The 26,372-nt window shown below is 64.5% G+C and carries 26 protein-coding genes; 8 read left to right on the top strand and 18 right to left on the bottom strand.

Annotation, left to right across the window (positions count from 1 at the left end):
* Positions 1–37 precede the first annotated feature (37 nt).
* Both ABIB78_RS06590 and ABIB78_RS06585 read right to left on the bottom strand, forming a co-directional pair.
* The gene (locus tag ABIB78_RS06590) at positions 38–544 is read right to left on the bottom strand and encodes a cupin domain-containing protein (protein ID WP_429022788.1); all 507 of its coding nucleotides are present in this window, start codon (positions 542–544) and stop codon (positions 38–40) included.
* Between the two features lie 43 nt (positions 545–587).
* Entirely contained in the window at positions 588–1,067 is a 480-nt protein-coding gene (locus tag ABIB78_RS06585) for a carboxymuconolactone decarboxylase family protein (protein ID WP_429022787.1), read from the bottom strand.
* A gap of 83 nt (positions 1,068–1,150) precedes the next feature.
* Here ABIB78_RS06585 and ABIB78_RS06580 point away from each other — a divergent pair, with 83 nt between their 5' ends.
* Together ABIB78_RS06580 and ABIB78_RS06575 are read left to right on the top strand one after the other, a co-directional pair.
* A complete protein-coding gene (locus ABIB78_RS06580) occupies positions 1,151–1,726 on the top strand; it encodes a MarR family winged helix-turn-helix transcriptional regulator (RefSeq protein WP_429022785.1) in 576 nt (191 codons plus the stop codon).
* A 112-nt stretch (positions 1,727–1,838) separates the two neighbouring features.
* A complete protein-coding gene (locus tag ABIB78_RS06575) occupies positions 1,839–3,074 on the top strand; it encodes a lytic murein transglycosylase (RefSeq protein ID WP_429022784.1) in 1,236 nt (411 codons plus the stop codon).
* On the opposite strand, the gene ABIB78_RS06570 is transcribed toward ABIB78_RS06575, so the two are convergent.
* The 8 genes from ABIB78_RS06570 to ABIB78_RS06535 all read right to left on the bottom strand — a co-directional run bounded on the left by ABIB78_RS06570 (position 3,071) and on the right by ABIB78_RS06535 (position 11,187).
* Positions 3,071–3,889: an SDR family NAD(P)-dependent oxidoreductase gene (locus tag ABIB78_RS06570; protein WP_429022782.1), complete on the bottom strand. Its 819-nt coding sequence runs from the start codon at positions 3,887–3,889 to the stop codon at positions 3,071–3,073. The genes ABIB78_RS06575 and ABIB78_RS06570 overlap by 4 nt on opposite strands.
* Positions 3,890–3,907: 18 nt before the next feature.
* On the bottom strand, positions 3,908–5,749 hold the full coding sequence (gene recJ, locus ABIB78_RS06565; protein ID WP_429022780.1) for a single-stranded-DNA-specific exonuclease RecJ: 1,842 nt from the start codon (positions 5,747–5,749) through the stop codon (positions 3,908–3,910).
* 55 nt (positions 5,750–5,804) lie between these two features.
* Positions 5,805–6,524: a haloacid dehalogenase type II gene (locus tag ABIB78_RS06560; protein WP_429022778.1), complete on the bottom strand. Its 720-nt coding sequence runs from the start codon at positions 6,522–6,524 to the stop codon at positions 5,805–5,807.
* Between the two features lie 157 nt (positions 6,525–6,681).
* Positions 6,682–7,680, bottom strand: a complete 999-nt coding sequence (gene glpX / locus ABIB78_RS06555) for a class II fructose-bisphosphatase (protein WP_429022776.1) — start codon at positions 7,678–7,680, stop codon at positions 6,682–6,684.
* Positions 7,681–7,760: 80 nt separating this feature from the next.
* Positions 7,761–9,080 (bottom strand): homoserine dehydrogenase, encoded by a 1,320-nt coding sequence (locus ABIB78_RS06550; RefSeq protein ID WP_429022773.1) that lies wholly within the window; start codon positions 9,078–9,080, stop codon positions 7,761–7,763.
* Positions 9,081–9,102: 22 nt separating this feature from the next.
* Positions 9,103–10,323, bottom strand: a complete 1,221-nt coding sequence (locus tag ABIB78_RS06545; protein ID WP_429022772.1) for an LL-diaminopimelate aminotransferase — start codon at positions 10,321–10,323, stop codon at positions 9,103–9,105.
* A gap of 214 nt (positions 10,324–10,537) precedes the next feature.
* Positions 10,538–10,825, bottom strand: coding sequence for a hypothetical protein (locus ABIB78_RS06540; RefSeq protein WP_429022769.1), 288 nt, complete (start codon positions 10,823–10,825; stop codon positions 10,538–10,540).
* A gap of 95 nt (positions 10,826–10,920) precedes the next feature.
* Positions 10,921–11,187 (bottom strand): hypothetical protein, encoded by a 267-nt coding sequence (locus ABIB78_RS06535; RefSeq protein WP_429023021.1) that lies wholly within the window; start codon positions 11,185–11,187, stop codon positions 10,921–10,923.
* Between ABIB78_RS06535 and ABIB78_RS06530 the strand changes: the two genes are divergently transcribed.
* A complete protein-coding gene (locus ABIB78_RS06530; protein ID WP_429022767.1) occupies positions 11,126–12,934 on the top strand; it encodes a PHA/PHB synthase family protein in 1,809 nt (602 codons plus the stop codon). The two genes, ABIB78_RS06535 and ABIB78_RS06530, sit on opposite strands and share 62 nt — an antisense overlap.
* A gap of 73 nt (positions 12,935–13,007) precedes the next feature.
* A complete protein-coding gene (locus ABIB78_RS06525; protein WP_429022765.1) occupies positions 13,008–13,406 on the top strand; it encodes an MAPEG family protein in 399 nt (132 codons plus the stop codon).
* 47 nt (positions 13,407–13,453) lie between these two features.
* Here ABIB78_RS06525 and ABIB78_RS06520 read toward each other — a convergent pair whose 3' ends face one another.
* From ABIB78_RS06520 to ABIB78_RS06500, 5 genes are all read right to left on the bottom strand, one after another.
* Complete coding sequence (locus ABIB78_RS06520) at positions 13,454–14,044, bottom strand: class I SAM-dependent methyltransferase (protein ID WP_429023009.1); 591 nt, start codon at positions 14,042–14,044, stop codon at positions 13,454–13,456.
* Positions 14,045–14,058: 14 nt separating this feature from the next.
* A complete protein-coding gene (gene argC / locus ABIB78_RS06515; protein WP_429022764.1) occupies positions 14,059–15,105 on the bottom strand; it encodes an N-acetyl-gamma-glutamyl-phosphate reductase in 1,047 nt (348 codons plus the stop codon).
* Positions 15,105–15,767, bottom strand: a complete 663-nt coding sequence (locus ABIB78_RS06510; protein WP_429022762.1) for an FMN-binding negative transcriptional regulator — start codon at positions 15,765–15,767, stop codon at positions 15,105–15,107. Before ABIB78_RS06510 ends, argC begins: the two co-directional genes overlap by 1 nt.
* Positions 15,768–16,003: 236 nt before the next feature.
* Positions 16,004–16,984 (bottom strand): MBL fold metallo-hydrolase, encoded by a 981-nt coding sequence (locus tag ABIB78_RS06505; RefSeq protein WP_429022760.1) that lies wholly within the window; start codon positions 16,982–16,984, stop codon positions 16,004–16,006.
* A gap of 151 nt (positions 16,985–17,135) precedes the next feature.
* Entirely contained in the window at positions 17,136–17,666 is a 531-nt protein-coding gene (locus tag ABIB78_RS06500; RefSeq protein WP_429022757.1) for a DedA family protein, read from the bottom strand.
* Between the two features lie 185 nt (positions 17,667–17,851).
* On the opposite strand from ABIB78_RS06500, the gene ABIB78_RS06495 reads away from it, so the two are divergent.
* The 4 genes from ABIB78_RS06495 to ABIB78_RS06480 all read left to right on the top strand — a co-directional run bounded on the left by ABIB78_RS06495 (position 17,852) and on the right by ABIB78_RS06480 (position 22,392).
* A complete protein-coding gene (locus tag ABIB78_RS06495; protein ID WP_429022755.1) occupies positions 17,852–18,220 on the top strand; it encodes a hypothetical protein in 369 nt (122 codons plus the stop codon).
* A gap of 126 nt (positions 18,221–18,346) precedes the next feature.
* Complete coding sequence (gene parE / locus ABIB78_RS06490) at positions 18,347–20,407, top strand: DNA topoisomerase IV subunit B (RefSeq protein ID WP_429022753.1); 2,061 nt, start codon at positions 18,347–18,349, stop codon at positions 20,405–20,407.
* Positions 20,408–20,634: 227 nt separating this feature from the next.
* The gene (locus tag ABIB78_RS06485; protein ID WP_429022751.1) at positions 20,635–21,426 is read left to right on the top strand and encodes an outer membrane protein; all 792 of its coding nucleotides are present in this window, start codon (positions 20,635–20,637) and stop codon (positions 21,424–21,426) included.
* 195 nt (positions 21,427–21,621) lie between these two features.
* The gene (locus tag ABIB78_RS06480) at positions 21,622–22,392 is read left to right on the top strand and encodes an SDR family NAD(P)-dependent oxidoreductase (protein WP_429022749.1); all 771 of its coding nucleotides are present in this window, start codon (positions 21,622–21,624) and stop codon (positions 22,390–22,392) included.
* A 74-nt stretch (positions 22,393–22,466) separates the two neighbouring features.
* On the opposite strand, the gene ABIB78_RS06475 is transcribed toward ABIB78_RS06480, so the two are convergent.
* The 3 genes from ABIB78_RS06475 to ABIB78_RS06465 form a co-directional block, all read right to left on the bottom strand.
* A complete protein-coding gene (locus ABIB78_RS06475) occupies positions 22,467–23,243 on the bottom strand; it encodes an outer membrane protein (protein ID WP_429022748.1) in 777 nt (258 codons plus the stop codon).
* Positions 23,244–23,442: 199 nt separating this feature from the next.
* Positions 23,443–24,687, bottom strand: coding sequence for an FAD-dependent oxidoreductase (locus ABIB78_RS06470; RefSeq protein WP_429022746.1), 1,245 nt, complete (start codon positions 24,685–24,687; stop codon positions 23,443–23,445).
* Positions 24,688–24,758: 71 nt separating this feature from the next.
* On the bottom strand, positions 24,759–26,255 hold the full coding sequence (locus ABIB78_RS06465; protein ID WP_429022744.1) for a caspase family protein: 1,497 nt from the start codon (positions 26,253–26,255) through the stop codon (positions 24,759–24,761).
* Positions 26,256–26,372 lie beyond the last annotated feature (117 nt).

The following is a 26,372-nucleotide window of genomic DNA, read 5'->3' as shown; positions in this document are numbered from 1 at the left end:
AGCTATTGAGCCGGCTTCCAACGGCCGTTGCGGGCGGCTATTCGAGCATCGTAGTCAGCTGCGCGCCTTCATCCGCCACGAACACCGCGATCAATTCCGCCGGCTCCGTGGCGCTCGCATTGGCCGAGACCATGTGGGTCGAGCCCGGCGGCTCGAAGAAGGACTGGCCGACCTTGAAGGTCTCGACCGGCCCGCCGCCGAGCTGGGAACGGATTTCTCCCTTGGTGATGTAGGCCGTCACCGAACCCGAATGGCGGTGCGGCGGCGTGAAGCCGCCGGGACCGTAGAACACGCGCACGACCGTCACGCGCTTGCCCGGCACGTTGGGCAGCGCATGCGAGGTGATGACCTCGACCTTGTCGAGCGGCGACGCCGCATTCGCGCTGGCGCAGAGCGGCGCGATCACCGAGGAGATCGCATCCATCGGGGTCGGCAACGCCTTGCCGATCATGAAGGCGCAAGCCAGCCCCGCGACCACGGCCAGCGAGACCGGCCGCGGCGGCCGCGCGAATGGAAGAGATGGTGTCATCGCCATCGAGGTCATCGGTTCGTCTCCCCTGTCGGTTGCCGTCTGATCCGTCTCGACTCTACGAAGCCGCCGTGTCCGCCCGTCGCCTGCGCGGCGGCGGCGTCCAGCGATAGGCTGCGCCGAACCGGTTCCAGACATTGATCGATGCGATCGCCGAGGTCAGATAGGTCAGCTCCTGCTCGGAGAATTCGGCGGTGACCTTCGTGTAGACCTCGTCGCTCACGCCGTTCGGCATGGTCGTGAGCGCTTCGGTCCAGGCCAGCGCCGCGCGCTCGCGGGCCGAGAACTGCGGCGCCTCGCGCCACACCACGACGAGGCTGAGCTTGTCGACGGGCACGCCGAGGCTCTCGCCTTGCAGGACGTGATACTGCACGCAGAAGGCGCAGCCGTTAATCTGCGAGGCGCGGATCTTGACGAGCTCCAGCAGCTGCTTGTCGAGGCCGGCCTTCGCCGCGAACTGGCCGAGCTCCCGCACGGCGGCGAACACATCAGGGGCGAGCTTCTCGAAGTCGGCATATTCCTTGCGGGCATGTGACATTGGCTTGGTCTCATGTTATCAGTGTACTGACACATTATCAGAGCTCTGATATTGAGCAAGACGCGGACATTGGCGAAGGCAACATGGCGGGAATGCGGAAACGGGGGAAATCCGGCGCCGCCGAGCGACGGCCGATCACGAAAACGTCGGCACGCAAGATCGCAACGACGGGTTCAGAATCGGCCGCCGACGTCCTGCCCGCCTCCCCCGTTCCGCCGCCCGGCGAAGGCAAGCGCGGCGAACAGGGCTACCTCGCCTACCTGCTGCGGCAGGCGCATGCGGCCTCGCGGCTGTCGATGGAACGCTCGCTGGCGCAGCTTGGCGTCACCTCCCCGCAATTCGTCGTGCTCACGATGCTGAAAGCCTATCCGGGGCTCTCAGGTGCCGATCTGGCCCGGGTGGCGCTGCTGACGCCGCAGACCGTGAGCGTGATCATCCGCAACCTTGAGCGCGACGGCGCGATCCGCAAGACGCCGCACCCCGTCCACGGCCGGGTGCTGCAATGGACGCTGACCAGCCACGGAACCTCGCTGCTGGAGAAATGCCGTCATATCGCCCAGGCCCAGGAGCGCCGGCTTGCCGCCAGCCTCGATCGCAAGTCAGAGCAAATTGTCCGGCAATGGCTGTCAAAAATCGCCACAGATTTGCAGGATAGCTAGAGCATGACCCGAAAAAGTGGGAACCGGTTTTCCGACAAGGCCATGCTCAAACAATGCCCCCTGCGGCGGCGTGGCTTTTGGCTCACCCGATCGGCGCCGCTACACTGGTCCGATGAAACAGCCTGATTCTCCAAAATCCCCTGCCCGCCGTACCGTCCTGAAGGCCGGGCTCGCGGCAGGCCTGATGCTCGCCAATCCGCTCCAGGTGCTGGCGGCCGCCCCTCCGGGCTTTGACCAGTGGCGCGACAATTTCCGTGCACGCGCGCAGGCAAAAGGCATTTCGGAGGCGACCTGGAATCGCTGCATGGGGCGGGTCGAGCCTGACATGAGCGTATTCAAGCAGATGCGCAACCAGCCAGAATTCCACGAGCAGATCTGGCAGTACATCAACCGCCGCGTCTCCGACTGGCGCATCATCCACGGCCGCGAGGCGCTGAAGAAGAACGACGCGCTGTTCGCCCGGATCGAGCGCGACTTCGGCGTCGAGCGCGGCACGCTGCTCGCGCTCTGGGGTGTCGAGTCCGCCTATGGCGATCCGCTGGTGCAGCAGAACCACATGACGCCGGTGTTTCCCTCGCTTGCGGCGCTCGCCTGGAATGAGCCGCGTCGCAAGGCCTATTGGGAGACCGAGCTGATCAACGCGATGAAGATCGTGCAGCGCGGCTGGAGCACACCGGAGGAGATGAACGGCTCCTGGGCCGGTGCGATGGGCCATTCGCAGTGGATGCCGGAAGTCTGGCTCAATGTCGGATTCGACTATGATGGCGACGGCAAGGTCTCGCCGTTCGGCCGCCCCGACGACGCGCTGGGCTCGACCGCAAAATATCTGGTCAATCGCGGCAAATGGCACCGCGGCGAGCATTGGGGCTACGAGGTCCGCGCGCCCGGCGGCGGTACCAGCGGCAGCCGCACCTATGCAGCCTGGGCCGGCGCCGGCGTCGTCAGAGCCGACGGCCAGCCATTCCCGCAGCCGAACGCGTCGGCGCAGCTCTGGATTCCCGTCGCGGGTGGCCCGGCTTTCCTGCTCGGCCCGAACTTCAATTCGGTGAAGAGCTACAATCCCTCGATGAATTACGCGCTGGCGATCTGCCATCTCGGCGATCGCTGTCTCGGCGGACCGCCGTTCATCCAGCCCTTCCCGGGCTCCGAGCGCGCGCTGACGCTTGCAGAAGTGCAGGAGATGCAGACGCGGCTGACCAAGGCCGGCTTCGACACCGGCGGCACCGACGGCCGCGTCGGCAACGACACCATGAAGGCCATCAAGGATTACCAGACCAGGATGGGCCTGCTGCCCGCCGATGGTTACGGCGGGCTCAAGGTGCTGGTGCGGTTGCGGCAAGGTGGCTAGCGGCTCGGGGGCTGGCGCACCACCCCGCCCGCGTTCATGCCGCCGTCGATGACAAGCTCGGTCCCGGTGACGTAACGCGACGCATCCGAGGCGAGATACAGCACGCCCTGCGCGATCTCGATTGCCTGGCCGGCGCGGCCGAGTGGCGTGGCCAATCTTGCACGTTCCTCCGGATCGATCGGCGCGTTCTGGCCGGCCCCCGTCGCGCCGGTTGGGATCTTGCCCCAGATCGGCGTGTCGATGATACCGGGATGCACCGAGTTGACGCGGATGCCGTCGCCAACCTGGGCACACTCCATCGCGATCGACTTGGCAAACAACCGAACCGCGCCCTTGGTCGCGCTGTAGCCGGAGAGCGTCGCCGCACCGCGCAAGCCGGCCAGCGACGACATCATGATGATGGAGCCGCCGCCGTGCTTGCGCATCAGCGGCAGCGAGTGCTTCACCGACAGGAATACGCCATCGATGTTGATAGCGGTCTGCCGGCGCCAGTCTGCGAGCGACATCTCGACAATCGAAGGCGCCCCGATGCCGATGCCGGCGTTGGAGACCATGATGTCCAGGCGGCCGTAGCGCTTGCCGATGTCAGCGACGACCTCGATCCAGCGCTCCTCGCTGGTGACGTCCTGCGGCAGAAAGACCACGTCGCGACCAGCCTTCTTGAGCCGCGCTGCGAGCTCCGGGCCCCTCAACTCGTCGATATCGGTCGCAACGACAGTCGCGCCTTCCTGCGCCAGCAATTCAACGATGGCCGCGCCGATGCCTGATGCGCCGCCGGTCACCAGCGCGACCTTGCCTTCAACCTGTCCTGACATGTCCTCTCCCAACGTTTCTTATCTGATCACCGTCGGGCCCTGATCCGGCACCGCGACGTCGAGCACACGGAATTGCACACGTTCGGTGCCTTGCCAACGGTCGACTGCGAGAGAGCCCGCGACGTGCAATTGCTGGCCACGATTTTGCGTCAAGGCGTTGCCGAGCTTCTGTCCGATGGAGCGGAACGCGATACCGTTGACGATGGAGCCGTCGCCGGACTTGAAGCGCAGCCGCAAATGCGTCTGCCCGACCTCGTCGGCATAGATCAGCTGATGCGACGGCAGTGCGATCACCGGCTCCGGATTGGCACTGCCGAACGGACCTGCGCGATTGAGCGTCGTGGCGAATTCTGGCGTCACCGCACGGGCGGTGACGGCGCCGTCAATGAACAGCTCGTTTTCGTGACGCGAGTTGGCGACGTCGGACGCCAGCGCACTTTCCATGTAGGCGCGGAATTCGGCGAGCTTCTCCTTGCGCAGCGTGACACCCGCTGCCATCGCGTGACCGCCGCCCTTCATCAGCAGGCCGTCGTGCACCGCTTGCCGCACCGCCTTGCCGAGATCGACGCCGCCGATCGAGCGGCCTGATCCGGTGCCGATGCCGCCCGGCTCGAGCGCAATCGCAAAGGCAGGACGCGCGAACTTCTCCTTCAGCCGCGCCGCGACGAGCCCGACCACGCCGGGGTGCCAGCCTTCAGCCGCGGTGACGATCACCGCGCCCTTGTCCTCGAGCCCGAGCGAGGCCAACGCTTCTGCCTCGGCCTGTGCCTCGGCCGCCTGCTCGATCACGCGCCGCTCGCTGTTGAGGCGATCGAGCTCGGCCGCGATCCGCGCGGCCTCCGAGACATCGCCTTCGAGCAAGAGCCGCACGCCGAGATCGGCGCGCCCGATGCGGCCGCCGGCATTGATGCGCGGCCCCAGCATGAAGCCGAGATGCCAGGCCTCCGGCGGGCCATTGAGCCGCGCCACATCCATCAACGCAGTGTGGCCGACATGGTCGCGGCGGCGCATCGCGATCAGGCCCTTGGCGACAAAGGCACGGTTGAGCCCGATTAGCGGAGCGACGTCGGCGACGGTGCCGAGCGCGACGTGATGCAGCACGCTGAGCAGGTCCGGCTCCGGCATCTCGCTGGTCCAGAAGCCGCGCTGACGCAGCTCGCGGTTCACCGCGACCAAGGTCACCATCACGAGGCCGACGGCTGCGAGATGGCCGAGCCCGGAGAGATCGTCGGGCCGGTTCGGATTCACCAGCGCATCGACTTCGGGCAACACATCGCCGGTCTGGTGATGATCGATCACCACGACCGACATGCCGAGCTTCTTGGCTTCCGCCAGCGGCTCGATGCTGGTGGTGCCGCAATCGACGGTGACGAGCAGCGTCGCGCCCTTCGCCGCCAGCGCACGGACGGCATCGATGTTCGGACCGTAGCCTTCGAAGATGCGGTCGGGAATGTGGATCAGCGGGTCGAGCCCGCAATGGCGCAGATGCCAGGTCAGCAGCGCCGCCGAAGTCGCGCCATCGACGTCATAGTCGCCGAAGATCGCGACCTTCTCGCCGCGCACCGCAGCATCCGCGATGCGCCCGGCAGCATGCTCCATGTCGGTGACCGTGTGGGGATCCGGCATCAGCTTGCGGATGGTCGGGTCGAGGAAGTCGGCGACCTCGTCGATCGCGACGCCACGCCCGGCCAGCACGCGCGCCAGCATTTCCGGCAGATTGTGCCGCTGCACGATCGCGAGGACCCGCGCCGCCCCACGCGCATCCAGCCGGTCGCGCCAGAGTTTTCCGGTGAGCGACCGCGTCACACCGAGGAACGCCGGCGGCGTCTCGATGGGCAGTGCGGATGCGTGCAGCATCATGATCCCTTCCCGATTGAGGAGGAATCGTAGCGCTTCAGTGAATCGTAGGCCAGTTCTAGCAGCCCATCCGGCTGGCGATTTCCCCGAAATCCTTGGCCACGATGTCCCACTCGCCGGTGGCCTCGAAATCGTACTTTTGCAGCGGACCGTATTCGGTCGGACGTGCCACGAAGGCCGTCTTCAGGCCAAGCTTCTGCGCGTGCTTGAGATCATAGTTGTGGGCGGCAACCATCATCACCTGCTCCGGCGGCAGGCAGAGCAGCTTCGCGGCGCCCAGGTACGTTTCCGAATCGGGCTTGTAGTGCTCGAACAGCTCGGCCGACATCACGAGGTCCCAAGGGAGGCCCGCGAACTTCGCCATGTTGGTGAGCAGTGCGACGTTGCCGTTGGAGAGCGGCGAGATGATGTACTTCGTCTTCAGCCGAGTCAGGCCGGCGACGCTGTCGGGCCACCCGTGCAGGCGATGCCAGCCCAGCGTCAAATGCTGCAGGTCGGCCTCGGTGAGACCCTTGACGTCGAATTGCGCGACCAGCTTCTCCAGCGAGCGGCGGTGCAGCACATCGAGGATGACGTAGCCGTTCTGCGGGTTCTTGCGCACCTCGTCCATCGAGGCCGCATAGACCGCACGCCAGCCATCGACCAGCGCCGTCCAGTCGGCCTTGATGCCTGATGTCTCGCCCCATTTGGTGAAATCGTTGATGAGGCTGGTGCGCCAGTCGACCACGGTACCGAACACGTCGAACACCAAGGCTTTGACCGCGGAAAGATCGGACATGTTCGGCTCCCTTTGTTGTTCTTGTTGGTCCCGTCGTTCCGGGGCGATGCGAAGCATCGAACCCGGAACCTCGAGATTCCCAGATGCGCAATTGCGCATCTGCGGCCCGGTGCTGGCGCACCATCCCGAAACGACGAGCATCTTACCTATCGTCTACCTAGTCGAGGTGGAACTTCTCGAGTTGCCGGTGCTCGGCCTTGATGTAACGCACGGTGCCGGTGACCGAGCGCATCACGACCGTCTCGGTCTCGATGACGTCCTTCTTGAACTTCACACCGGTCAGCAGCGAGCCGGTGGTGACGCCGGTGGCGGCGAACAGGCAGTCGCCCTTGGCCATGTCCTCGATGCCGTAGATCATCTTCGGATCGGTGACGCCCATCTTGTGCGCGCGCTCGCGCTTCTCTTCGCTGTCGAGGATCAGGCGGCACTGCATCTGACCGCCGATGCAGCGCAGCGCAACCGCCGCCAGCACGCCCTCGGGCGCGCCGCCGGTGCCGATATACATGTCGACGCCGGTCTCATCGGGCTTGGCGCAGTGAATGACGCCGGCGACGTCGCCGTCGGTGATCAGTTGCACGGCAGCGCCGGTCGAGCGCACGCTGTTGATGATGTCGGCATGGCGCGGACGGTCGAGCACCAGCACGTTGATGGCGGTGGGGTCGACGCCCTTGGCCTTGGCGAGCCGGCGGACGTTGTCGGCGGGCGGCGCGTCGAGCTCGATCACGTTCTTGGCGAATCCCGGACCGATCGCGATCTTCTGCATGTAGACGTCGGGCGCGTGCAGCAGCGTGCCGCCATCGGCCATTGCCATGGTGGCGATGGAGCCCGGCATGTTCTTGGCGCACAGCGTGGTGCCTTCAAGCGGGTCGACCGCGATATCGACCTTGGGACCGGCGTTAAGGCCGACCTTTTCGCCGATAAACAGCATCGGCGCCTCGTCGCGCTCGCCCTCGCCGATCACGATGGTGCCTTCGATCGGCAGCCTGTTGAGCTCACGCCGCATCGCATCGACCGCGGCCTTGTCGGCGGCCTTCTCCTGGCCGTGGCCGCGCAGCCGCGCGGCCGACACCGCCGCGCGCTCCGTCACGCGCACGATTTCGAGCGTCAGGATGCGCTCGAGCAGCATCTGCGGCGGAACGGAAATATGGGTCGACATCAGCGTACTCCTTAAGCCTCTGGGACAGGCCTGCCTGCCCAGCATCAATCGTCTCACGCCCGACCCGTTCAGGCCACGCGCTAGTTTTTCTCGATCCGGATCACCTGCGGCCGGCCGCTGATGACCTTATCGCGCTGCACTGCAGCCAGCGCGCGATGCACGGCATCCTCGCTGGTCGCATAGGTAATCAGAATGACCGGGACCGGTGAAGGTTTTTTGGCCGCACCGTTCACATCGACGCCATCCGGATGCCGTTGCACGATGGATTCCAGAGATATCTTCTGTTCCGCGAGCCGGGTGGCGATTGTTGCGGCAGTGCCTGCAAGATCACGCGCCATCAGGCGGATATAATAGCCACCTTCATGGCGTTCCATCGGCGCCTTGGTGGTGCCGCGCAACCGCTCCACCGGCCGTCCGAACGGCTTGGCGCGGATACCGCGGGCAACGTCGGCGATGTCGGCGACCACCGCCGAGGCCGTCGCGCCGCCGCCGGCGCCGGGCCCCACCAGCGTGATCGGCGGAATACCCTCGCCGTCGATCGCCACCGCATTGGTGACGCCCATCACCTGCGCGATCGAGGATGACTTCGGCACCATGGTCGGGTGCACGCGCTGCTCAATGCCCTTTGCCGTGCGCACCGCGACGCCGAGCAGCTTGACGCGGTAGCCGAGTTCCGATGCAGCCTTGAGATCTTCCGGCGTGATCGAGGAGATGCCTTCGACGTAAACAGCGCTTTCCGCGACCTTGGTTCCGAAGGCGAGGCTCGCCAGGATTGCGAGCTTCTGTGCGGTGTCGTGACCATCGACGTCGAACGACGGATCGGCTTCGGCATAGCCGAGACGCTGGGCGTCCTTCAGGCACTCTTCAAACGACAGACCTTCCTGCTCCATCCGCGTCAGGATGTAATTGCAGGTGCCGTTGAGGATGCCATAGACGCGGTTGACGCTGGTGCCGGCAAGGCCCTCGCGTAGCGTCTTGATGACCGGGATCGCCGCACCGACCGCCGCCTCGAAGTTCAGCGCGCCGCCGTGCTTCTCGGCGGCTGCGGCGAGACGCAGTCCATGCTTGGCGATCAACGCCTTGTTGGCGGTGACGACCGACTTGCCCGCCTTCAGGGCGGTCTCGATCGCGGAGAGCGCGGGATCGCCGGCACCGCCCATCAGTTCGACGAAGCAGTCGATATTCGGGTCTTCGGCGAGCTCCTGCGGGCTCTTCGCCCAGGCGATACCGCGCAGGTCGAGGCCACGCTTCTTGGCTTTCGAGCGCGCCGTGACGGCGACGACGCGAACACCGCGGCCGCTGCGCTCGGCCAGCGCCCGTCCTTGCGTCTCGATGAGGCGGACGACATCGGCACCGACGGTGCCGAGCCCCGCTATGCCCACGTTCAGGGGTGCGACCATGAGATTAAGCAACCTGGAAGGATTAGCGTCGGTTGGCGAGAGGTACGACGTTGTGCAACGTTTCGATGCCGCTTTCAAGGAAGCGGCGTACGCCACGCGCGGCCTGCCGAATGCGCTGCTCGTTCTCCACCATCGCGATGCGGACATAGCCTTCGCCATGCTCGCCGAAGGCAACGCCTGGCGATACCACGACGCCGGATTTCTCCACCATCAGGGTCGCGAACTGCATGCTGCCGACCGCCTCGAACGCCTTGGGCAATGGCGCCCAGGCGAACATCGAGGCCTGCGGCGGCGGAATGTCCCAGCCGGCGCGGCCAAATGACTCAACCAGAGCATCGCGGCGCTTGCGGTAGGTGTCGCGCATCTCACGGATGCAGTCGTCGGGACCGTTCAGCGCCGCGGTCGCCGCCACCTGGACCGGCGTGAATGCGCCGTAATCGAGATAGGATTTGACCCGCGCCAGCGCGGCGATGATGCGCTCATTGCCGACCGCAAAGCCCATGCGCCAGCCGGCCATCGAGAATGTCTTCGACATCGAGGTGAATTCGACGGTGACGTCGAGCGCGCCGGGCACCTGCAGCACCGACGGCGGCGGCTTGTCTTCGTCGAAATAGACTTCGGCGTAGGCGAGATCGGACAGGATGAAGATATCGTGCTTCTTCGCGAACGCGACGAGATCCTTGTAGAAGTCGAGATCCGCGACACAGGCGGTAGGGTTCGACGGGTAGCAGACGATCAGCGCGATCGGTTTCGGGATCGAATGGATGATCGCCCGCTCGACCGCCTCGAAGAACTGCGGCGTCGGCTCCGAGGGCACCGAGCGGATCACGCCGCCCGCCATCAGGAAGCCGAACGCATGGATCGGGTAGCTCGGATTGGGGCAGAGCACGACGTCGCCGGGCGCGGTGATCGCCTGCGCAACGTTGGCAAACCCCTCCTTCGAGCCGAGCGTCGCAACGACCTGGGTGTCGGGGTTCAGCTTGACGCCGAAGCGGCGCCCATAATAGGCGGCCTGGGCCTTGCGCAGGCCGTTGATGCCGCGCGAGGCCGAGTAGCGGTCAGTCCGCGGCTTGCCCAGCGTCTCCTTGAGCTTCTCGATTACATGCGGCGGGGTCGGCAGGTCCGGGTTCCCCATGCCCATGTCGATGATGTCGGCCCCGGCATTGCGCGCGGCCGCCTTGGCCTGGTTGACCTTTTCAAAGACGTAAGGCGGCAGACGGCGAATGCGGTAGAAATCTTCCATGGGACCCTTGCTCCGACAACCGCGACGCCAGAATCGCCCCCTTTGGTTCACTGCGGAAGCCAGCTCGGCCTCTTACAGAAATCGCACTGAATCAATGACTTAGAGCGAATTCAGGCGCATGATCTGGGGGCTGCGGCCGGATCTGCGGTTGAACTGGGTTTCTTTTAGCACGGACACCGGGCGGCGCCAGCGCTGATCGGCCGATCTCGCGCGCTCACTTCCCGCTCTGGGCTGCCGTCGATGCCTGGGCCTGGGCCTGGCGATCGCGCGCGGCAATCAGCTCCTGCTCGATCTTGGTCTGATCTGCCGGCTTGATCGTCGGGTCGGCGCGGTCGGGCGGAAGGTCATGGACCGGAAGATAGCCTCCGGCATCCTTTTGTCGCGCCGGCGCGTCGGCCGGCATCGCCATATCGGCGATCGTGCTCGAGCACCCGCCCAGCGCCGCCAATGACGCGAGCAGCACCGCGGCCGCGAGCCCCCTGTTCATCTTATCGATCGGCATGCGCCGAATTGTCCCCAACAAGCTAGCGCGCACGTCGCCGACACGGGTCGCACTGGTACGAGCCTTGCAGCGTCCCCGCTGCGTTAATTCCGACTTCAGCGTTTCAAACCATTGTCGCCCGAAACGCTTAAAGCAGGAACACCAAAAGCGACCCCACCAAAAGCGACCCCTAAGGCTTCAATATGACGGAACAAAGATTTTTTTCTCGCACCGCAACAGAGCGAAACGCTGGATTTTGACTGATTTTCGTTGCCGCACCGCGCGATGACGCCCTCCAAACGACGCGATATTGTCCCACAGATGAGCAACGTCAGTACCGAGACCCAAGCCGCCCCGAAATTCAACGCCGAAGCCTTCGCCATGAACATCGCCCGGGCGATGGAGAGCAGCGGCCAGGCGTTGGCAGCCTATCTCAAGCCGCGCCAGACCGGGGAAGTCCGCGACAAGCCGCCGAACGAGCTCGGTGAGGTCATCAAGACCTTCAGCGTGATCGCCGAATACTGGCTGTCCGACAAGGAGCGCGCCTCGTCGCTGCAGATGCAGCTCGGCAAGGATTACCTCGATCTCTGGGGCTCGGCCGTGCGCCGCATGGCCGGCGAAGCCGATGCCAAGCCGGCGATCGCGCCGGCCCCGCGCGACAAGCGCTTCCAGGACCCGGAGTGGAAGTCGAATCAGTTCTTCGACTTCATCCTCCAGCTTTACCTGCTGACTTCGAAATGGGCGCAGCAGCTGATCCACGACGCCGACGGGATAGATCCGCACACGCGCAAGAAGGCCGAATTCTACGTCCAGCAAATTACCAACGCGCTGGCACCGTCGAACTTCGTGCTGACCAATCCGGAGGTCCTGCGCGCCACGGTCGAGACCAACGGCGACAATCTGGTGCGCGGGATGAAGATGCTGGCCGAGGATATCGAGGCCGGCCACGGCACGCTGCGGATCCGCCAGTCCGATTCGAGCAATCTCGAGGTCGGCGTCAACATGGCGACGACGCCGGGCAAGGTGATCTACCAGAACGAGCTGATGCAGCTGATCCAGTATTCGCCGGCGACGGAGAACGTGCTGCGCACGCCGCTCCTGATCGTGCCGCCCTGGATCAACAAGTTCTACATCCTCGATCTCAGGCCGGAGAAATCCTACATCAAATGGTGCGTCGACCAGGGCGTCACGGTGTTCGTGATCTCCTGGGTCAATCCGGACAAGGAACTCGGCAAGAAGACCTGGGCCGACTACATGACCGAAGGCCCGCTCACGGCGATGGACGTGATCGAGAAGGTCACCGGCGAGTTGAAGGTGCACACCGCCGGCTATTGCGTCGGCGGCACCCTGCTCGCCTCGACGCTCGCCTATCTCGCCGAGAAGCGCCGTCAGCGCGTAACCTCCGCGACGTTCTTTGCCGCGCAGGTCGACTTCACCCACGCCGGCGACCTCCTGGTCTTCGTCGACGAGGACCAGATCTCCGCGCTTGAGCGCGATATGCAGGAATCCGGCGTGCTCGAGGGCAGCAGGATGGCGATGGCCTTCAACATGCTGCGCTCGAACGACCTGATCTGGTCGTATGTCGTGAACAATTATCTGAAGGGCCAGTCGCCCTCCTCGTTCGACCTGCTGCACTGGAATTCGGATGCGACGCGGATGCCGTCGTCGAACCATTCCTACTATCTGCGCAACTGCTATCTGGAGAACCGCCTGTCGACCGGCACGATGGTGCTCGACAACACGCTGCTCGATCTGTCGAAGGTGAAGGTGCCGGTCTACAACCTCGCCGCACGCGAGGATCACATCGCGCCGGCGGAATCGGTGCTCTACGGCTCACAGTTCTTCGGCGGCCCGGTGAGATATGTGCTGTCCGGCTCCGGCCATATCGCCGGCGTGGTCAATCCGCCCGCGTCGAACAAGTACCAGTACTGGACCAACGACAACATCAAGGACATGAAGCTCGCCGACTGGCTGAAGGGCGCCGAGGAGCACAAGGGTTCGTGGTGGCCCGACTGGCGCGGCTGGCTGGAAAGCCATGATCCGGAGACGGTCCCGGCGCGCATGGTGGGCTCGAACGGGGCAACGGTGCTCGAGGACGCTCCCGGCAGCTATGTCCGCGTCCGCGCGTAGCGCGCGGTCTGCCGCTCAGCTATAAACAGGCGGTCCCGGCGGTCGGGAATCGAATTGACGTGAGGGGGAGACGATGACGCGCGAACTGTTCTGGCTGTCGCTGACGGTGATCCTGACCGGGCTGCTGTGGATCCCCTACATCATCAACCGCTGCCAGGTACGCGGCCTCTCCGGCGCCATGGGCAATCCCTCACGCGGCGACAAGCCACATGCCGAATGGGCCAACCGGCTGATGTTCGCCCATGACAACGCGGTCGAAAACCTCGTGATCTTCGCGCCGCTGGTCCTGATCCTCAACGCGGCCGACTATTCCACCAAATGGACCGTGCTGGCCTGCGCCGTCTATTTCTGGGCTCGCGTCGCGCATCTGATCGTCTACACGCTCGGCCTGCCGGTGTTCCGTACCCTGGCTTTCACGATCGGCTTCCTTGCACAGGCCGTGCTGGCGCTCGCGATCTTCAAGATCCTCTGAGTTGTAAATCTCCGCCGGTTCGGCAGCAGCCGCACCGGCGGTATCTATTACCCGCTCTTGCGCACGACGACGTGCAGCATCGTCGCGGGCGCCTCATCAAAGCTCTTGATCTCGCTGGTATCGGACGAGACTTGCGTCCACGCCCCTGACGCGGCGTAGGTTGCCGCCAGCCATTCCGCCGCCGGATAATTGTAGTAGCGGCCGATGCTGTCGCGGCCGTCGCCATGGCCGATCTTGTAGCTCGCGTAGAAGATGCCACCGGGCTTCAGCGCCCGATGGATGCGGCCGATGATGCCGGCCAGTTCGTCGCGCGGCACGTGAAGCAGGCACGCGCTGGCCCAGACGCCGTCATAGGCCTCCAGATCCTCGAGCTCATCGAACAGCATCGCCTCGACGGGATGATTGATGCGGCGCGCGGCGACTTCGGCCATCTCGGGTGAACCGTCGGTCGCACGCAGCACGAAGCCTTCAGCGAGCATGACGGCGGCATGATTGCCAGCGCCGCAGCCGAGTTCGAGGATCGTGCCGCCCGGCGGCAACAGCTTGAGAAAACTTATCAGCCGGGTGGACGGTGCTTTCGCCCACCCGGCATAGGCCTCGGCATTGCGCCGGTAGAATTGCAGCGTGTCCTCGTCCACGACGACCACCCCACTCATGGAAACAGCGCGATCTGCTCCAGTCCGGTGGTTTCAGGCAGGGCGAACATCAGGTTCATGTTCTGGATCGCCTGTCCGGCCGAGCCCTTCACGAGATTGTCGAGCGTCGAGAGCACGATGGCGCGGTTCTTGATCCGGTCAGCGACGACGCCGATCTGGACGTAGTTCGAACCACGCACGTTCTGCGTCTGTGGCAACACGCCCTTCTTCGCCACATATACGAACGGCTCGTTGGCGTAGGCCTTTTCCAGTTCGGCCCGCAAATCGTCCGGCGTAGCCCCGTTGAGCTTGACATAGGATGTGCAGAACTCGCCCCGCGCCATCGGAATGAGATGCGGCGTGAAGTTCACCGTCACAGCCGAGCCAGCGGCTGCGCCGATCTCCTGCTCGATCTCCGCCGAGTGTCGATGGGTGCCGACCGAATAGGGCGACAACCCCTCGCCGGCCTCGCTGAACAGCGTGTTCTGTTTCAGTCCGCGTCCGGCGCCGGTGACGCCCGACTTGGCGTCGATGACGATATCCTCGACGTCGATCAGCTTTGCCTTCGCCAGTGGAACCAGCGCCAGCAGCGCCGCCGTCGGATAGCAGCCGGGACAGGCCACCAGCCGCGCGGCCGTGATCTTCTCCCGGTAGAGTTCGGTCAGCCCATAGACGGCCTCGCCCTGCAATTCGAGCGCCCGGTGCTCGTGGCCGTACCATTGCGCGTAGCTATCCTTGTTGCGCAGCCTGAAATCCGCGGACATGTCGAGGATCTTGATTCTGGGATTGGCTTTCAGCACCGCGGCGATGATCTCCTGCGTCGTCCCGTGCGGCAGTCCGCAGAACACGGCATCGAGCTGCGTCCAGTCGACCTTTTCCCATTCCACGAGTTTTGGCAGGTCGAGCATGAAGAAGTGCGGAAACACCTCGCTCATCGCCTTGCCGGCATGGGTGTTGGCGGTAAGCGCGACGATTTCGGCATTCGGGTGCCGCGCTAGCATGCGCACCGCGTCGGCGCCGGTGTAGCCGGACGCGCCCAAAATGCCGATCCTCTTCTTCGTCATCACACGCTCCTTTCAAGCGTAGTCGTTTCGTTTGCAAAGACATCCGGCCGCGCCTGCCGCATCAGATGCGCGATCTGTTGCGCGCCGGCGTCCGCTTGCGCGTCAAGGTGGCCCGCGACCGCCGCGTAGTCGGTCTCGGACTTGTGCTGGTTCAGCTTGAAGCTGCCCTCCACCTCTTCCACCGTCATCTCAAGGCCCATGATCGCCTTCTTCATGGCATCGAGCCGCGCGGCTGTCATCTTGCCTGACGTCCACGGCGTCTTCGGCAACAACCGGTTCTCAAACTTGGCGCTCAGCACGTCGATCTGAACCGCAAGGTCCTCACCCGACAGGGTCCGCACCGGCCCGGTCAGATCCACGGCCTGATAAAGCCAGGTCGGCACCTGGTCGGGCGACACATACCAGTCCGCCGACACATAGGCATCCGCGCCGTTGACGGCCAGCAGCCAGGACGTGCCGCCTGCGAGCTTTACCAGCGGATTGTGACGGGCAACATGAAACAGCGCCCGCGGCGTGCCGTCGGCGGCGTAGGTCAGATAGAACGGCAGCGCGGAGGCGACCGGCTTGCCACCGTCCCACGCGCAGGCGATGCCGAAACCGCGCGCCCCTGCGAAGCCGAGGCTCGCGGCGCGGTCAGGCTTGAAAGGCGGTGGCGTATACATGGTCGAAGCTCCTGCATGACGAAGGAGCCGCCAGATCGAACCGCGTGTCTTTTTGAGGAGAGCGCCGCGGGATCAGGTCCGGCGGCAGGGGCGATGGTCTTAAACGCGAGCGACCGCCCATACCGCTGACGTGCGGCGGCGGCGGGCGATGATGATGGTCGCGGCGTTGAACATGGGCGCGGCTATAAGGCCGCACCCAAGCTACGTCAAGAAGAAGTCGCGTCAGCGAAATCCGTTCAGATCACCGGATTCCACGGCGCCGGTACGACGCGGTAGCCGCTGCCGTCCTTCACGACGTTGCCGAGACCCGGGAACGGATAGTGGAAACCCTGCACCTGGAGCCGCTCCGCGACCACCATGTCGTAGATGCGGCGGCGGGTCTTTTCCGCGACGTCGCCGTCCTGGTCGAAGAACGCATGCCAGCCGGGATTGGTCGCGAACAAATGCGGATTATTGGTGACGTCGGACTGGATGAAGACCTTGTCCGGGCCCGAAGCCAGCACATAGGAGGTGTGGCCCGGCGTGTGGCCGACGGTCTCGACCGACGTCAGCCCCGGCGCTATCTCCTTGCCCCACTCATAGGGCGTGACCTTCTTCTTCAGGCCGGCCTCGAAGATGTTGCGGTTGTTTTTGAACAGGCCCTGCATCCGGCCAGCCGGCGCCCGGCTCATCTCGCCGTCGTCCATCCAGAACTTCCATTCGGTTGCCGGCACCAGCACCTCGGCGTTCGGGAATGCCGGCGTGCCCTCAGCGGTCAGCAGGCCGTTCACGTGGTCGGTATGGAAGTGCGAGATCACAACCATGTCGACATTCCTGGGGTCGAAGCCCGCGGCGACGAAATTGTCGGCGAACAAGCCGTTGGCTCCCTTGCTGTTGACCTTTGCCAGCGCGCCATTGCCAGTGTCGATCACGACCAGCTTGCCGCCGGTGTTGAGCACGAGCGGCGCGAACCAGATCGTCACCATGTCGCGCGGCATGAACGCCTTCTCCAGCGCGGCGTTGACATCCTCGCGTTTCGCATTGGGGATGAAGGAATCTTCCAGCTTGAAGACGTTCTTGCCGTCGGACACCGCGGTGACGAGGATGTCGCCGACCTTGTAGCGATAGAAGCTCGGCGCCTGCTTGTTGGCGACCGGCGCCGCGGCGAACGCAGTAACGGCTGATAACACCGGTGCGGCGGCGATGCCGGCGAGAGCGTGACGTCGTGTCAATTCCATCTGATGTCCTCCCGGTGAAACGGTGATGCGATTGGTGGAAGCCGCGCCTTCTGACGTGATTTTATCAACGTTTTGACGGTCGCGCGATGACGACGGCGCGAGCACTGTTCTCCCGCCTAACCCCCGCGCAGTGGCGTTATTCCGGAGTTCGCTACACCACCCGCCACATCCACTCGATGGCATGCCCAATGACGTCGCCGAACAACAGCAGCGCCGCTGACCAGACCAGGGCGGAGACGAAATTGGCGATCTGGAATTGCCAGTACGACATCTCGAAAATGCCGGCCGCAAGCGGCACCGAGGCGCGCAGCGGGCCGAAGAAGCGGCCGATGAAGATGCTGGGCACGCCCCAGCTCTTCACGAAGGCTTCACCACGCGGCAGGATCTCGGGATAGCGCGACAGCGGCCACATCTGCGCGACCTGCTCCTTGTAGCGATAGCCGAACCAGTAGGAGACCCAGTCGCCGAGCGCGGCGCCGATGCCGCCCGCGATCCAGATCGGCCAGAAGTTGATCCCGCTGACGCCGATCAAAGCACCGATCGCAACCAGCGCGCCCCAGGCGGGCACCAGCAATGAGATGAAGGCGAGCGATTCAGCGAACGCCAGCAACATGACGATCGGTGCGGCCCAGGCCTGATGATGGCGCACGAATTCGGCCAGGGCCCGCGCAATATCTTCCATCTCGTCGAGTGCCTTCCGCTCCGTTGAACCTGGAATGAACCTTTCTAGCGGCACGCAGCCTAAGAACAGGTAAGCCAGCCGATTGCGTGACATCAAGTCACAAAGGCGGGGATCGAACGTGATTTCCCACAGGCCGCTGCGGTCCGGGCTGGCTGGCATCTCCCTCACAAAAAAGGAAGCACTGGATGATCGGGTCACTGATGATGTGCGTGAGCGTTCTCGTCTTGTTGTTCGGAATGCTCGCGGGCGTCGCCATGGGTATTCAGCACGACTTCACGTTGGGGCCGGCGCACGCGCATCTCAATCTGGTCGGCGGCGTGCTGCTGTTCCTGTTCGGCCTGTACTACCGGCTGGTGCCAGCTGCAGGCACCATGCTGCTGGCCAAAATCCAGGGCTGGCTGCATATCGCAGGCGGCATCCTGTTTCCGGCCGGCATGGCCGCCGTGCTGCTGAAGGGTCCCTCGTTTGAGGCGGCTCCGATCGTCGGATCACTGCTGGTGGTCGCCGCCATGGCCATGTTCACGGTCGTTGTGTTCCGCACCTCGCGGGCGTAATCGCGGGCTCCTATCTAGTTGGACGGCCGGGCTCCAAGGCGCAGCCGTCCCCATCGGCAGCCCATCCGTGGCATAGTCAGAGCAACCGATTCGCCGCGCCAAGGCTAGCGCGCTACTTGAAGAGCCATGTCCAAACCATTGAAATCGAACGCCAAAACAAAATCAGCCGACGATCTGTTCGGAGCCCCTGAGCCGAAGGGACGCGCCCCGGCAAAGGCTGCTTCCCGGCCCTCGGGAGGCGCCGAAGCCGCCTATACGGCGGCCGATATCGAGGTGCTGGAAGGGCTGGAACCGGTCCGCCGGCGCCCGGGCATGTATATCGGCGGCACCGACGAGAAGGCGCTGCACCACCTGTTCGCCGAGGTGATCGACAACTGCATGGACGAGGCTCTCGCCGGTCACGCCACCTTCATCGAAGTGGAGGTAAGCGCCGATGGCTTCCTGACCGTGACCGACAACGGCCGCGGCATTCCGGTCGACCCGCATCCGAAATTCCCGAAGAAGTCGGCACTCGAAGTCATCATGTGCACGCTGCATTCGGGCGGCAAGTTCGACTCCAAGGTCTATGAGACCTCGGGCGGTCTGCACGGCGTCGGCGTCTCCGTGGTCAACGCCCTCTCCTCACGGCTCGAGGTCGAGGTCGCGCGCAGCGGGCAGTTGCACCGCATGACCTTCGAGCGCGGCCATCCCAAGGGCAAGCTCGAAGACCTCGGCAAGATCAACAACCGCCGCGGCACGCGGATTCGCTTCAAGCCGGACACCGACATTTTCGGCGCCAAGGCGGCCTTCAAGCCGCAGCGTCTGTTCAAGATGACGCGCTCGAAGGCTTACCTGTTCGGCGGCGTCGAGATTCGCTGGCGCTGCGACCAGGAACTGCTGAAGGGCGTCGAAGACGTGCCGGCGGAAGCCAAGTTCCACTTCCCCGGCGGCCTGAAGGATTATCTGGCCGCGGCGATCCATGCCGACACGTTGGTGCATCAGGATATCTTCTCCGGCAAATCCGGCCGCAGCGGCGCGCATGGCGCTTGCGAATGGGCGGTGGCCTGGACTGCCGATGCTGACGGCTTCCTATCGTCCTACACCAACACGGTGCCGACGCCTGACGGCGGCACGCACGAATCCGGCCTGCGCAGCGCGCTGCTGCGCGGCCTGAAGGACCACGCCGAGCGCGCCGGCCAGGGCAAGCGCGCGGCCTCCATCACCTCCGAAGACGTGATGGTGGGCGCGGCCGTCATGCTCTCGGTGTTCGTGCGCGAGCCTGAATTCCAGGGCCAAACGAAAGACCGCCTCGCCACCGCCGAAGCGCAGCGCATCGTCGAACAGGCGATGAAGGACCCGTTCGACCACTGGCTGTCAGGCAATCCGAACCAGGCCAACCGCCTGCTCGATTTCGTGATCGATCGCGCCGAGGAGCGGCTGCGCCGCCGCCAGGAAAAGGAAACCGCGCGCAAGACCGCCGGCAAGAAGCTGCGTCTGCCCGGCAAGCTCGCCGATTGCTCCGACGCCGGCACCGAAGGCTCGGAACTCTTCATCGTTGAAGGTGACTCGGCCGGCGGCAGCGCCAAGCAGGCGCGCGATCGCAAGACGCAAGCCGTGCTGCCGCTGCGCGGCAAGATTCTCAACGTTGCGTCTGCCGGCAAGGACAAGCTGACCGCCAACGCGCAGCTCTCCGACCTCGTGCAGGCGATCGGCTGCGGCACGCTCGCGCACTACCGCGAAGAGGATCTGCGCTATCAGCGCATCATCATCATGACCGACGCCGACGTCGACGGCGCGCACATCGCATCGCTCCTGATCACCTTCTTCTACCGGCAGATGCCGCGGCTGATCGACGAAGGCCATCTCTATCTGGCGGTGCCGCCGCTCTACAAACTGAAGCACGGCACCAAGTCGATCTACGCCCGCGACGACGCGCACAAGGAAGAGCTGCTGAAGAGCGAGTTCAACACCAACGCCAAGGTCGAGGTGAATCGCTTCAAAGGCCTCGGCGAAATGATGCCGGCGCAGCTGAAGGAGACCACGATGGACCCGGCCAAGCGCACGCTGCTGCGCGTGGTGCTGCTGGCCGACGATCGCGAGGGCACCGCCGACTCGGTCGAGCGGCTGATGGGCACCAAGGCGGAAGCCCGCTTTGCCTTCATCTCCGACAAGGCCGAGTTCGCGAGCGACGATCTGCTCGACGTTTAGGATCCAACCAACTGATTTGAAATGATTTTCCGGCCGCTTCCCGATTGGAGCGGCCGTATTCATTCGCCCATTCGGGGAGCCCCAGCGATTTCGTTTTCGGGCGGTTGTGTCTCACCCGCAACAGCATTTCGGGCGGAACTACGTATAGTCCCGACATGAGTTTCGGGAATCGGCGCCAACGCGCTCCCGCCAGCGACCCGATCGAACGCTAAGTCGAGGATTTGGATATGAAGAAGTTTTTGCTCGCTCTGACCGCGGTTGCTGCGATGACGGCATCGGCGTCGGCTGCCGACCTGGCTGCCCGCCCCTATACCAAGGCTCCTGCCCCGCTCCCGGTCGTGCCGAGCTGGACCGGCTTCTACATCTTCGGCGGTGGCGGCGGCGGCATCTGGGATGCGGACACCGGTGTCCAGTCGACCACCACGGGCGCGCCGATCCTCGGCTTCAACCAGCGCCAGGGCGGCGATGGCTGGTTCGGAACCGTCGGTGCCGGCTACGACTGGCAGACCGCCAACAGCTGGGTCATCGGCGTGTTCGCCGACGGTCAGTTCGGCAGCCTGAAGGGCACCATCCAGGATCAGGGTCCGTTCCTCGCCGGCAACATCAAGAACGACTACAGCTGGGCCGCCGGTGCACGCCTCGGTTATCTGATCGCTCCGAACGTTCTGTCCTACGTCAACGCCGGTTACTCCAGCTCGCACTGGAAGGGCACCACGTTGTTCAACACCGCGACCGCTCTTCCCTCGGGCCTGCACACCAACGGCTTCGATCGTAGCGGCTGGTTCGTCGGCGGCGGCGTCGAGAACAACCTGAACATCTTCGGCATCACTGCGCCGGGCTGGTTCATGAAGACCGAGTACCGCGCTGCCTACTACGACAGCAAGAACATCTCGGAGCTGGCCGACGTCACCAACATCTCGAACGGTCGCGACATCACCTTCAAGCCGTTTGTCCAGACCATCAGCACCTCGCTGGTGTACCGCTTCAACTGGACCGGTCCGCTTGTGGCCAAGTACTGAGCTGAGTACTGATCCCTGTTGAGATAGCAGACCAAAAGCCCCGGCATCGTCCGGGGCTTTTTTGTTGCCCGAACGTCGTCGGGAACCATCCCGCACGCCAGCAGGCGCAGGGCCGACCGGCTGCGCCTGATCTGGTCGGCGCTGTAGCGATGGGGCAATCTCGCGCCCAGGTTCAAACCACAGCGGACAGCAACAATGAAAAACCGACTGTTTGATCTCTCGGGCAGGGTCGCCATCGTCACGGGCGGCAATGGCGGCATCGGGCTCGGCATGGCGCGCGGCCTGGCGGATGCCGGTGCGGCGGTTGCCGTGATCGGCCGCAACGAGGCGAAATCGAAGGCCGCCGTCGAAGATCTCGGCAAGCGCGGCGTCAAGGCGATCGCGGTGACAACCGATGTGACCGACAAGGTCGCGGTCGCGGCCATGGTCGAGCGAGTTGTCGGCGAGCTCGGCCGGATCGACATCGTCGTCAACAACGCCGGAATGAGCATCCGCAAGCCGCCGCATGAGCTCGAGCTCGACGAGTGGAGCAAGGTCCTCGACACTAACCTGACCAGCGCCTTCCTGTGTTCGAAGGCGGCGTACCCGGCGCTCAAGGCGTCGGGCCACGGCAAGATTATCAATATCGGCTCGATGATGTCGATCTTCGGCGCGAGCTTCGCTGCGGCCTATGCCGCGAGCAAGGGCGGCATCGTGCAGTACACCCGCGCCTGCGCCAACGCCTGGGCCTCCGACCACATCCAGGTCAACGCCATCCTGCCCGGCTGGATCGACACCGACCTGACGAAGGGCGCGCGCCAGCAGGTTGCCGGGCTGCACGAGCGCGTGCTCGCCCGCACACCGGCGGCACGCTGGGGTGCCATCGACGACTTCGCGGGCATCGCCGTGTTCCTGGCGTCGCCGGCCTCGGACTTCGTCACCGGCACCGCGATCCCCGTCGATGGCGGCTATTCGGTGATGGCCTGAAACACAGCAGCCCTGAAACACAAGAGCCCCGGCGCATCGCCGGGGCTCTTGCATCCTGTTCGCCTCAGTCCAGCTCAGTAGCGCCCGATCACCGGCGCGTCGAACTTGTAATTCATGCGGACCACCGCCCACTGAATGTCGCGCGGCTTGGCGTCGAACGTATAGGTGCCTGCCGTGGTGCCTGCGAGCTGATAGGTCTGTCGCTCGAAGGCCGCGTAGTTGTATTCCACGCCGATGGTCCAGTTGCGGGTGATGCCGTATTCCCAGCCGGCACCGACCGTCCAGCCGCTGGCCCAGTGGGTCTGGCTGCCGGAGCCGGTCGACGGCGGAAGGTTGTCGACGACGGACACGCGGTTGTTCACGCCGGCATAGCCGCCCTTGAAATAGAGCAGATTGTTCTGGATCGCGTAGCCGGCACGACCGACGATCGTCGCCATGACATTCGAACGCCAGCTGAACTGATCGTCGCGGCCAACGCCGAATACCGTGTTGGTGACGCGGCCGGAATTGTCGAGCCCGGAGATCGTGCCCTCAACGCCGAACACGAAGTCGTTGGCCTGCCAGTTGTAGCCGATCTGACCGCCGCCCATGAAACCTGAGCCGCGCTGCCGAAAGCCCTGCCCTGGCGCGAGATCGCCGAACGCCGTCGTGTTCGCGCTGTTGACCCACTGCTCGTTGGTCCAGGCGCCGCCGAGATGGCCGCCGATGTAGAAGCCGGACCAGTTGTAGATCGTTTCCACATAGGCCGGCGCCTTGGTGTACGGACGGGCGGCAAGGTCGGCGGCCGATGCAGCGCTGACGCCGAGCGCCGTGGTCACGGTCAACGCGGCAATGAATTTGGCATGAAACATGGTGAGCACCCCCAGGTTGTCTGATGGAGATGAGCTTTCCCAGACAGACCTTACCAAAGGAAAATCTCGGGAACCGGCCGCGCAGATTCCGCGTATGCCGGATTCGAATCATGTCCCGATGTTGCAACCAAGCAACTTATAATGGTCGTCTTAAGTGGCTGTTATCCCTAATAGAATCCTTCCACGCGCAAGACGTGCGTCAGCCTGCGGCCAACGAATGCACGTGCTCCGGCCGCACCCCGACGGCGACCAGACGCGCCGTGACGCCCTGCAGCCAGGGCATTGCCGTGATCAGCCGCAGCGCGAACGGCACCGGCTGATCGCCGGCCTGCAGCGCCGCGCTGATGATGTTGTTCTGCGCGATCACCTGCATCCGTTGTGTCACCCGTACCGGGAATTCGCGGCGACGCCTCACCGCGTCGAGCTCTTCTTCCGACGGGCAGCCATTGACGAGCTTCGCCGCCAGGATGTTGGCGGTGGCGACCGCGTCCTGCACCGCGAGATTGACGCCGACGCCGCCGATCGGCGACATCGCATGCGCGGCGTCGCCGATGCAGAGCAGGCCGGGACAGGTCCAGCGCGTCAGGCGATTGATCGCGACCGTGAGCAGCTTGACGTCATCAAAGCTCCTCACGTCGGCAACGCCGGCCTTGAGGATCGGCGCCAGCCGCAGCACGTCGTCGAGCAGCGCAGGCAATCCCCTCGCCTTCACGGCCTCGTATTGTCCCTTGGCGATCACATAGGCGCATTGCCAATAGTCGCCGCGATCGAACGTCACCATCATCTTGCCGTGCTCGATGCGGGCGAACAAATTCTCGGTCTCGTCCGGACGCCGCCCGACGCGAAACCACAGCACGTCCATCGGCGCGCCGATCTCCTCGACGTCGAGGCCGGCGCGCTCGCGCACGAGGGAATGCCGGCCGTCGCAGCCGATCGTCAGATCCGCCTCGATGTCGATGGGGCCATTGGGCGTATTCGCGCGGATGCCCGCAATGGCGTCGCCGCGCCGGATCAAGTCGGTCGCCTCGGCACTCATCAGCACCTTCAGCGAGGGGAAACGCTTGCCGCTCTCGCGCAGGAAATTGAGGAAGTCCCACTGCGGCATCATCGCGATGAAGGGATATTTGACGCTGAGGCGGCTGAGGTTCGCGATCCGCACCGAGGTGCCGCCGAACATGCCGTCGAGCGTCCGGATGTCCTGGTGCGGCAGCTTCAGGAAGCCGTCGATCAGACCGAGTTCGTCCATCACCTGCAAGGTCGAGGGATGCACGGTGTCGCCGCGGAAGTCGCGGAAGAAGTCGGCGTGCTTCTCCAGCACCACGACATCGATCCCGGCACGTCCAAGCAGATAGCCAAGCATCATGCCGGCCGGCCCGCCGCCGACCACACAGCAGCGGACCTTCATCTGACGCGTCGTCGGTCCTGCCGGATTGCCCGCATCCATGATGCCATCCTTACCGCTGCCTGCCCCTCCGGCCCCGACTGTAACGCGGATCGGACCACAAGGATGCAAAGCTATCGCCTGAACGTTTTTATTTCCGACACGCTGCCGTCGCGATAGGTTAGCTCCACCGAGACCGATTTGGTTTGCGGCGCGAGCTTCAGATAGGGCTGCGCGTCTGACGGGATCGCGCTGGGATCGCGCTGATTGCAGGCCGGCATCTTCAACGCCTTGTCCGGCACTGCGGTGTCGATGCCGATCCGCGCCTCGCGGATCGCGCAGCGATACGACATCAGGTGCGTGTAGTAGACCAGCAGCCCGTTGAACTCGCGGAACGACAGCCAGCTTGTTGCGGTCATGTCGAGGATCTTGCGCTGGTCGCGGATCAGCGCGGCATCGGGATCGAACTTGATCGGGAACGGCCCCTGCATCTCGCCTTGCGTATCGACATAGCGAAGCTGGATCGTGGCCGCCGGCGCGTCGGCCGGCAGCTCGATCGATGGATTGGGCATCCGCTTGCGCGTGCGCTGATCAAGCGTGTCCATGAAGCCGGTTTCGCGGAAATCGCCGCTCTCGCCGAGCCGCCAGGAAATGCCGAGCGTCGGATCGGCGATCGAGAACACGACCGTCCAGCCGCCATTGTGCCGTGAGAAACTTGCGATCGGCGCGTTGATCGAGTCTTCCTTCGGCAGCTTCGGCACCGCGACCGGCGGCAGCGCGGCGACCTGCTGCGGCGGAGCGGATGGCTTGGCCGCCTCGGCCTGCCCCTTCGCGATCCCGTTCAGGAAGACGTCGTCGACCATCTGGTCGAAATAAACCGGGATCTGCTTGTGCTTCACAGTCTCGGCCATCTCGCTGACCAGTCGGCGGGTGCGCTGCGCGACCTGCACGAGGTTTTCGCCCGGCTGCAGCAACTCCTTGGCAAAGGTTCGCGTGAACACCGAATTGGGATTGGCATCGTCGTTCGACAGCCGGTCGAGCGCGGTCTGGCGCGGCCCCGCCGAAAATACCGAGAACACGCCTTCCGGCAACTGCGTCATCGGCGCGAGGCCACCGCCGCCGGCAACCGCCCGCGTGCCGGCGCGTTCGAACGGATTGTTGCGGCAGGCGTCGAATACCAGGATCGAGGTGCGCGCCTTCTTGTTCTGCAACCGCTCGATGATGCGGTCGGCGAGCACCGAGGCGTCGCGCACCAACTCCTCCTGCCCTTCGGTCGCGGCCGGCACGTCGGTCGGCAGCAGGAAATTCTGGCCGGCAATCTCGAAGCCATGGCCGGCGTAGAAGAAGAACGCGGTGTCGCCGGCTTCCACGGCACGGTCGAACGCGAGCAGCGTCTCGGAGAACGCCTGCCGGTTCAAATTCTCGGCCACCATCACGCTGAAGCCGAGCTGCTTCAGCGTGTCGCCCATGGTGCGGGCGTCGTTGACCGCCTTCTGCAGCTTCGGCACGTTCCTGTAGTCATTGTTGCCGATCACCAGCGCAACGCGCTTTTCGGCCTGGGCGGGCGCCGCCGATGCGACCAGTGCAACCGCCAAAAGGGACGCCGAAAGTACTGAAAGCCAGCTCTTCATTCCATTTCCCGCCTGCACGTGTGCCGCTCGTGCGACCGCCGCCTAATAGTCGGATCAGCCGTTTGGCCGGTTCAAGGCCGACGGCGGATGGCCGTTCTGACCGGCCACGTCAGGCCA

The organism is Bradyrhizobium sp. I1.14.4 (assembly GCF_050435825.1).
In the GTDB taxonomy this organism is placed as follows: domain Bacteria; phylum Pseudomonadota; class Alphaproteobacteria; order Rhizobiales; family Xanthobacteraceae; genus Bradyrhizobium.
The sequence above is the reverse complement of the archived record's forward strand: the minus strand, read 5'-3'. Positions and strand labels throughout refer to the sequence as shown.

What these genes read in the sequence shown, in the direction of transcription:
- argC (WP_429022764.1), bottom strand. Translation starts at nt 15,105, where the DNA reads ATGACGAAGAAGAGGATCGGCATTTTGGGCGCGTCCGGCTACACCGGC.
- ABIB78_RS06540 (WP_429022769.1), bottom strand. Translation starts at nt 10,825, where the DNA reads ATGCCGATCGATAAGATGAACAGGGGGCTCGCGGCCGCGGTGCTGCTC.
- ABIB78_RS06590 (WP_429022788.1), bottom strand. Translation starts at nt 544, where the DNA reads ATGACCTCGATGGCGATGACACCATCTCTTCCATTCGCGCGGCCGCCG.
- ABIB78_RS06470 (WP_429022746.1), bottom strand. Translation starts at nt 24,687, where the DNA reads ATGGATGCGGGCAATCCGGCAGGACCGACGACGCGTCAGATGAAGGTC.
- parE (WP_429022753.1), top strand. Translation starts at nt 18,347, where the DNA reads ATGTCCAAACCATTGAAATCGAACGCCAAAACAAAATCAGCCGACGAT.
- ABIB78_RS06510 (WP_429022762.1), bottom strand. Translation starts at nt 15,767, where the DNA reads ATGTATACGCCACCGCCTTTCAAGCCTGACCGCGCCGCGAGCCTCGGC.
- recJ (WP_429022780.1), bottom strand. Translation starts at nt 5,749, where the DNA reads ATGATGCTGCACGCATCCGCACTGCCCATCGAGACGCCGCCGGCGTTC.
- ABIB78_RS06465 (WP_429022744.1), bottom strand. Translation starts at nt 26,255, where the DNA reads ATGAAGAGCTGGCTTTCAGTACTTTCGGCGTCCCTTTTGGCGGTTGCA.
- ABIB78_RS06570 (WP_429022782.1), bottom strand. Translation starts at nt 3,889, where the DNA reads ATGTCAGGACAGGTTGAAGGCAAGGTCGCGCTGGTGACCGGCGGCGCA.
- ABIB78_RS06525 (WP_429022765.1), top strand. Translation starts at nt 13,008, where the DNA reads ATGACGCGCGAACTGTTCTGGCTGTCGCTGACGGTGATCCTGACCGGG.
- ABIB78_RS06560 (WP_429022778.1), bottom strand. Translation starts at nt 6,524, where the DNA reads ATGTCCGATCTTTCCGCGGTCAAAGCCTTGGTGTTCGACGTGTTCGGT.
- ABIB78_RS06585 (WP_429022787.1), bottom strand. Translation starts at nt 1,067, where the DNA reads ATGTCACATGCCCGCAAGGAATATGCCGACTTCGAGAAGCTCGCCCCT.
- ABIB78_RS06485 (WP_429022751.1), top strand. Translation starts at nt 20,635, where the DNA reads ATGAAGAAGTTTTTGCTCGCTCTGACCGCGGTTGCTGCGATGACGGCA.
- ABIB78_RS06550 (WP_429022773.1), bottom strand. Translation starts at nt 9,080, where the DNA reads ATGGTCGCACCCCTGAACGTGGGCATAGCGGGGCTCGGCACCGTCGGT.
- ABIB78_RS06530 (WP_429022767.1), top strand. Translation starts at nt 11,126, where the DNA reads ATGAGCAACGTCAGTACCGAGACCCAAGCCGCCCCGAAATTCAACGCC.
- glpX (WP_429022776.1), bottom strand. Translation starts at nt 7,680, where the DNA reads ATGTCGACCCATATTTCCGTTCCGCCGCAGATGCTGCTCGAGCGCATC.
- ABIB78_RS06480 (WP_429022749.1), top strand. Translation starts at nt 21,622, where the DNA reads ATGAAAAACCGACTGTTTGATCTCTCGGGCAGGGTCGCCATCGTCACG.
- ABIB78_RS06500 (WP_429022757.1), bottom strand. Translation starts at nt 17,666, where the DNA reads ATGGAAGATATTGCGCGGGCCCTGGCCGAATTCGTGCGCCATCATCAG.
- ABIB78_RS06575 (WP_429022784.1), top strand. Translation starts at nt 1,839, where the DNA reads ATGAAACAGCCTGATTCTCCAAAATCCCCTGCCCGCCGTACCGTCCTG.
- ABIB78_RS06505 (WP_429022760.1), bottom strand. Translation starts at nt 16,984, where the DNA reads ATGGAATTGACACGACGTCACGCTCTCGCCGGCATCGCCGCCGCACCG.
- ABIB78_RS06580 (WP_429022785.1), top strand. Translation starts at nt 1,151, where the DNA reads ATGGCGGGAATGCGGAAACGGGGGAAATCCGGCGCCGCCGAGCGACGG.
- ABIB78_RS06495 (WP_429022755.1), top strand. Translation starts at nt 17,852, where the DNA reads ATGATCGGGTCACTGATGATGTGCGTGAGCGTTCTCGTCTTGTTGTTC.
- ABIB78_RS06475 (WP_429022748.1), bottom strand. Translation starts at nt 23,243, where the DNA reads ATGTTTCATGCCAAATTCATTGCCGCGTTGACCGTGACCACGGCGCTC.
- ABIB78_RS06535 (WP_429023021.1), bottom strand. Translation starts at nt 11,187, where the DNA reads ATGGCGAAGGCTTCGGCGTTGAATTTCGGGGCGGCTTGGGTCTCGGTA.
- ABIB78_RS06545 (WP_429022772.1), bottom strand. Translation starts at nt 10,323, where the DNA reads ATGGAAGATTTCTACCGCATTCGCCGTCTGCCGCCTTACGTCTTTGAA.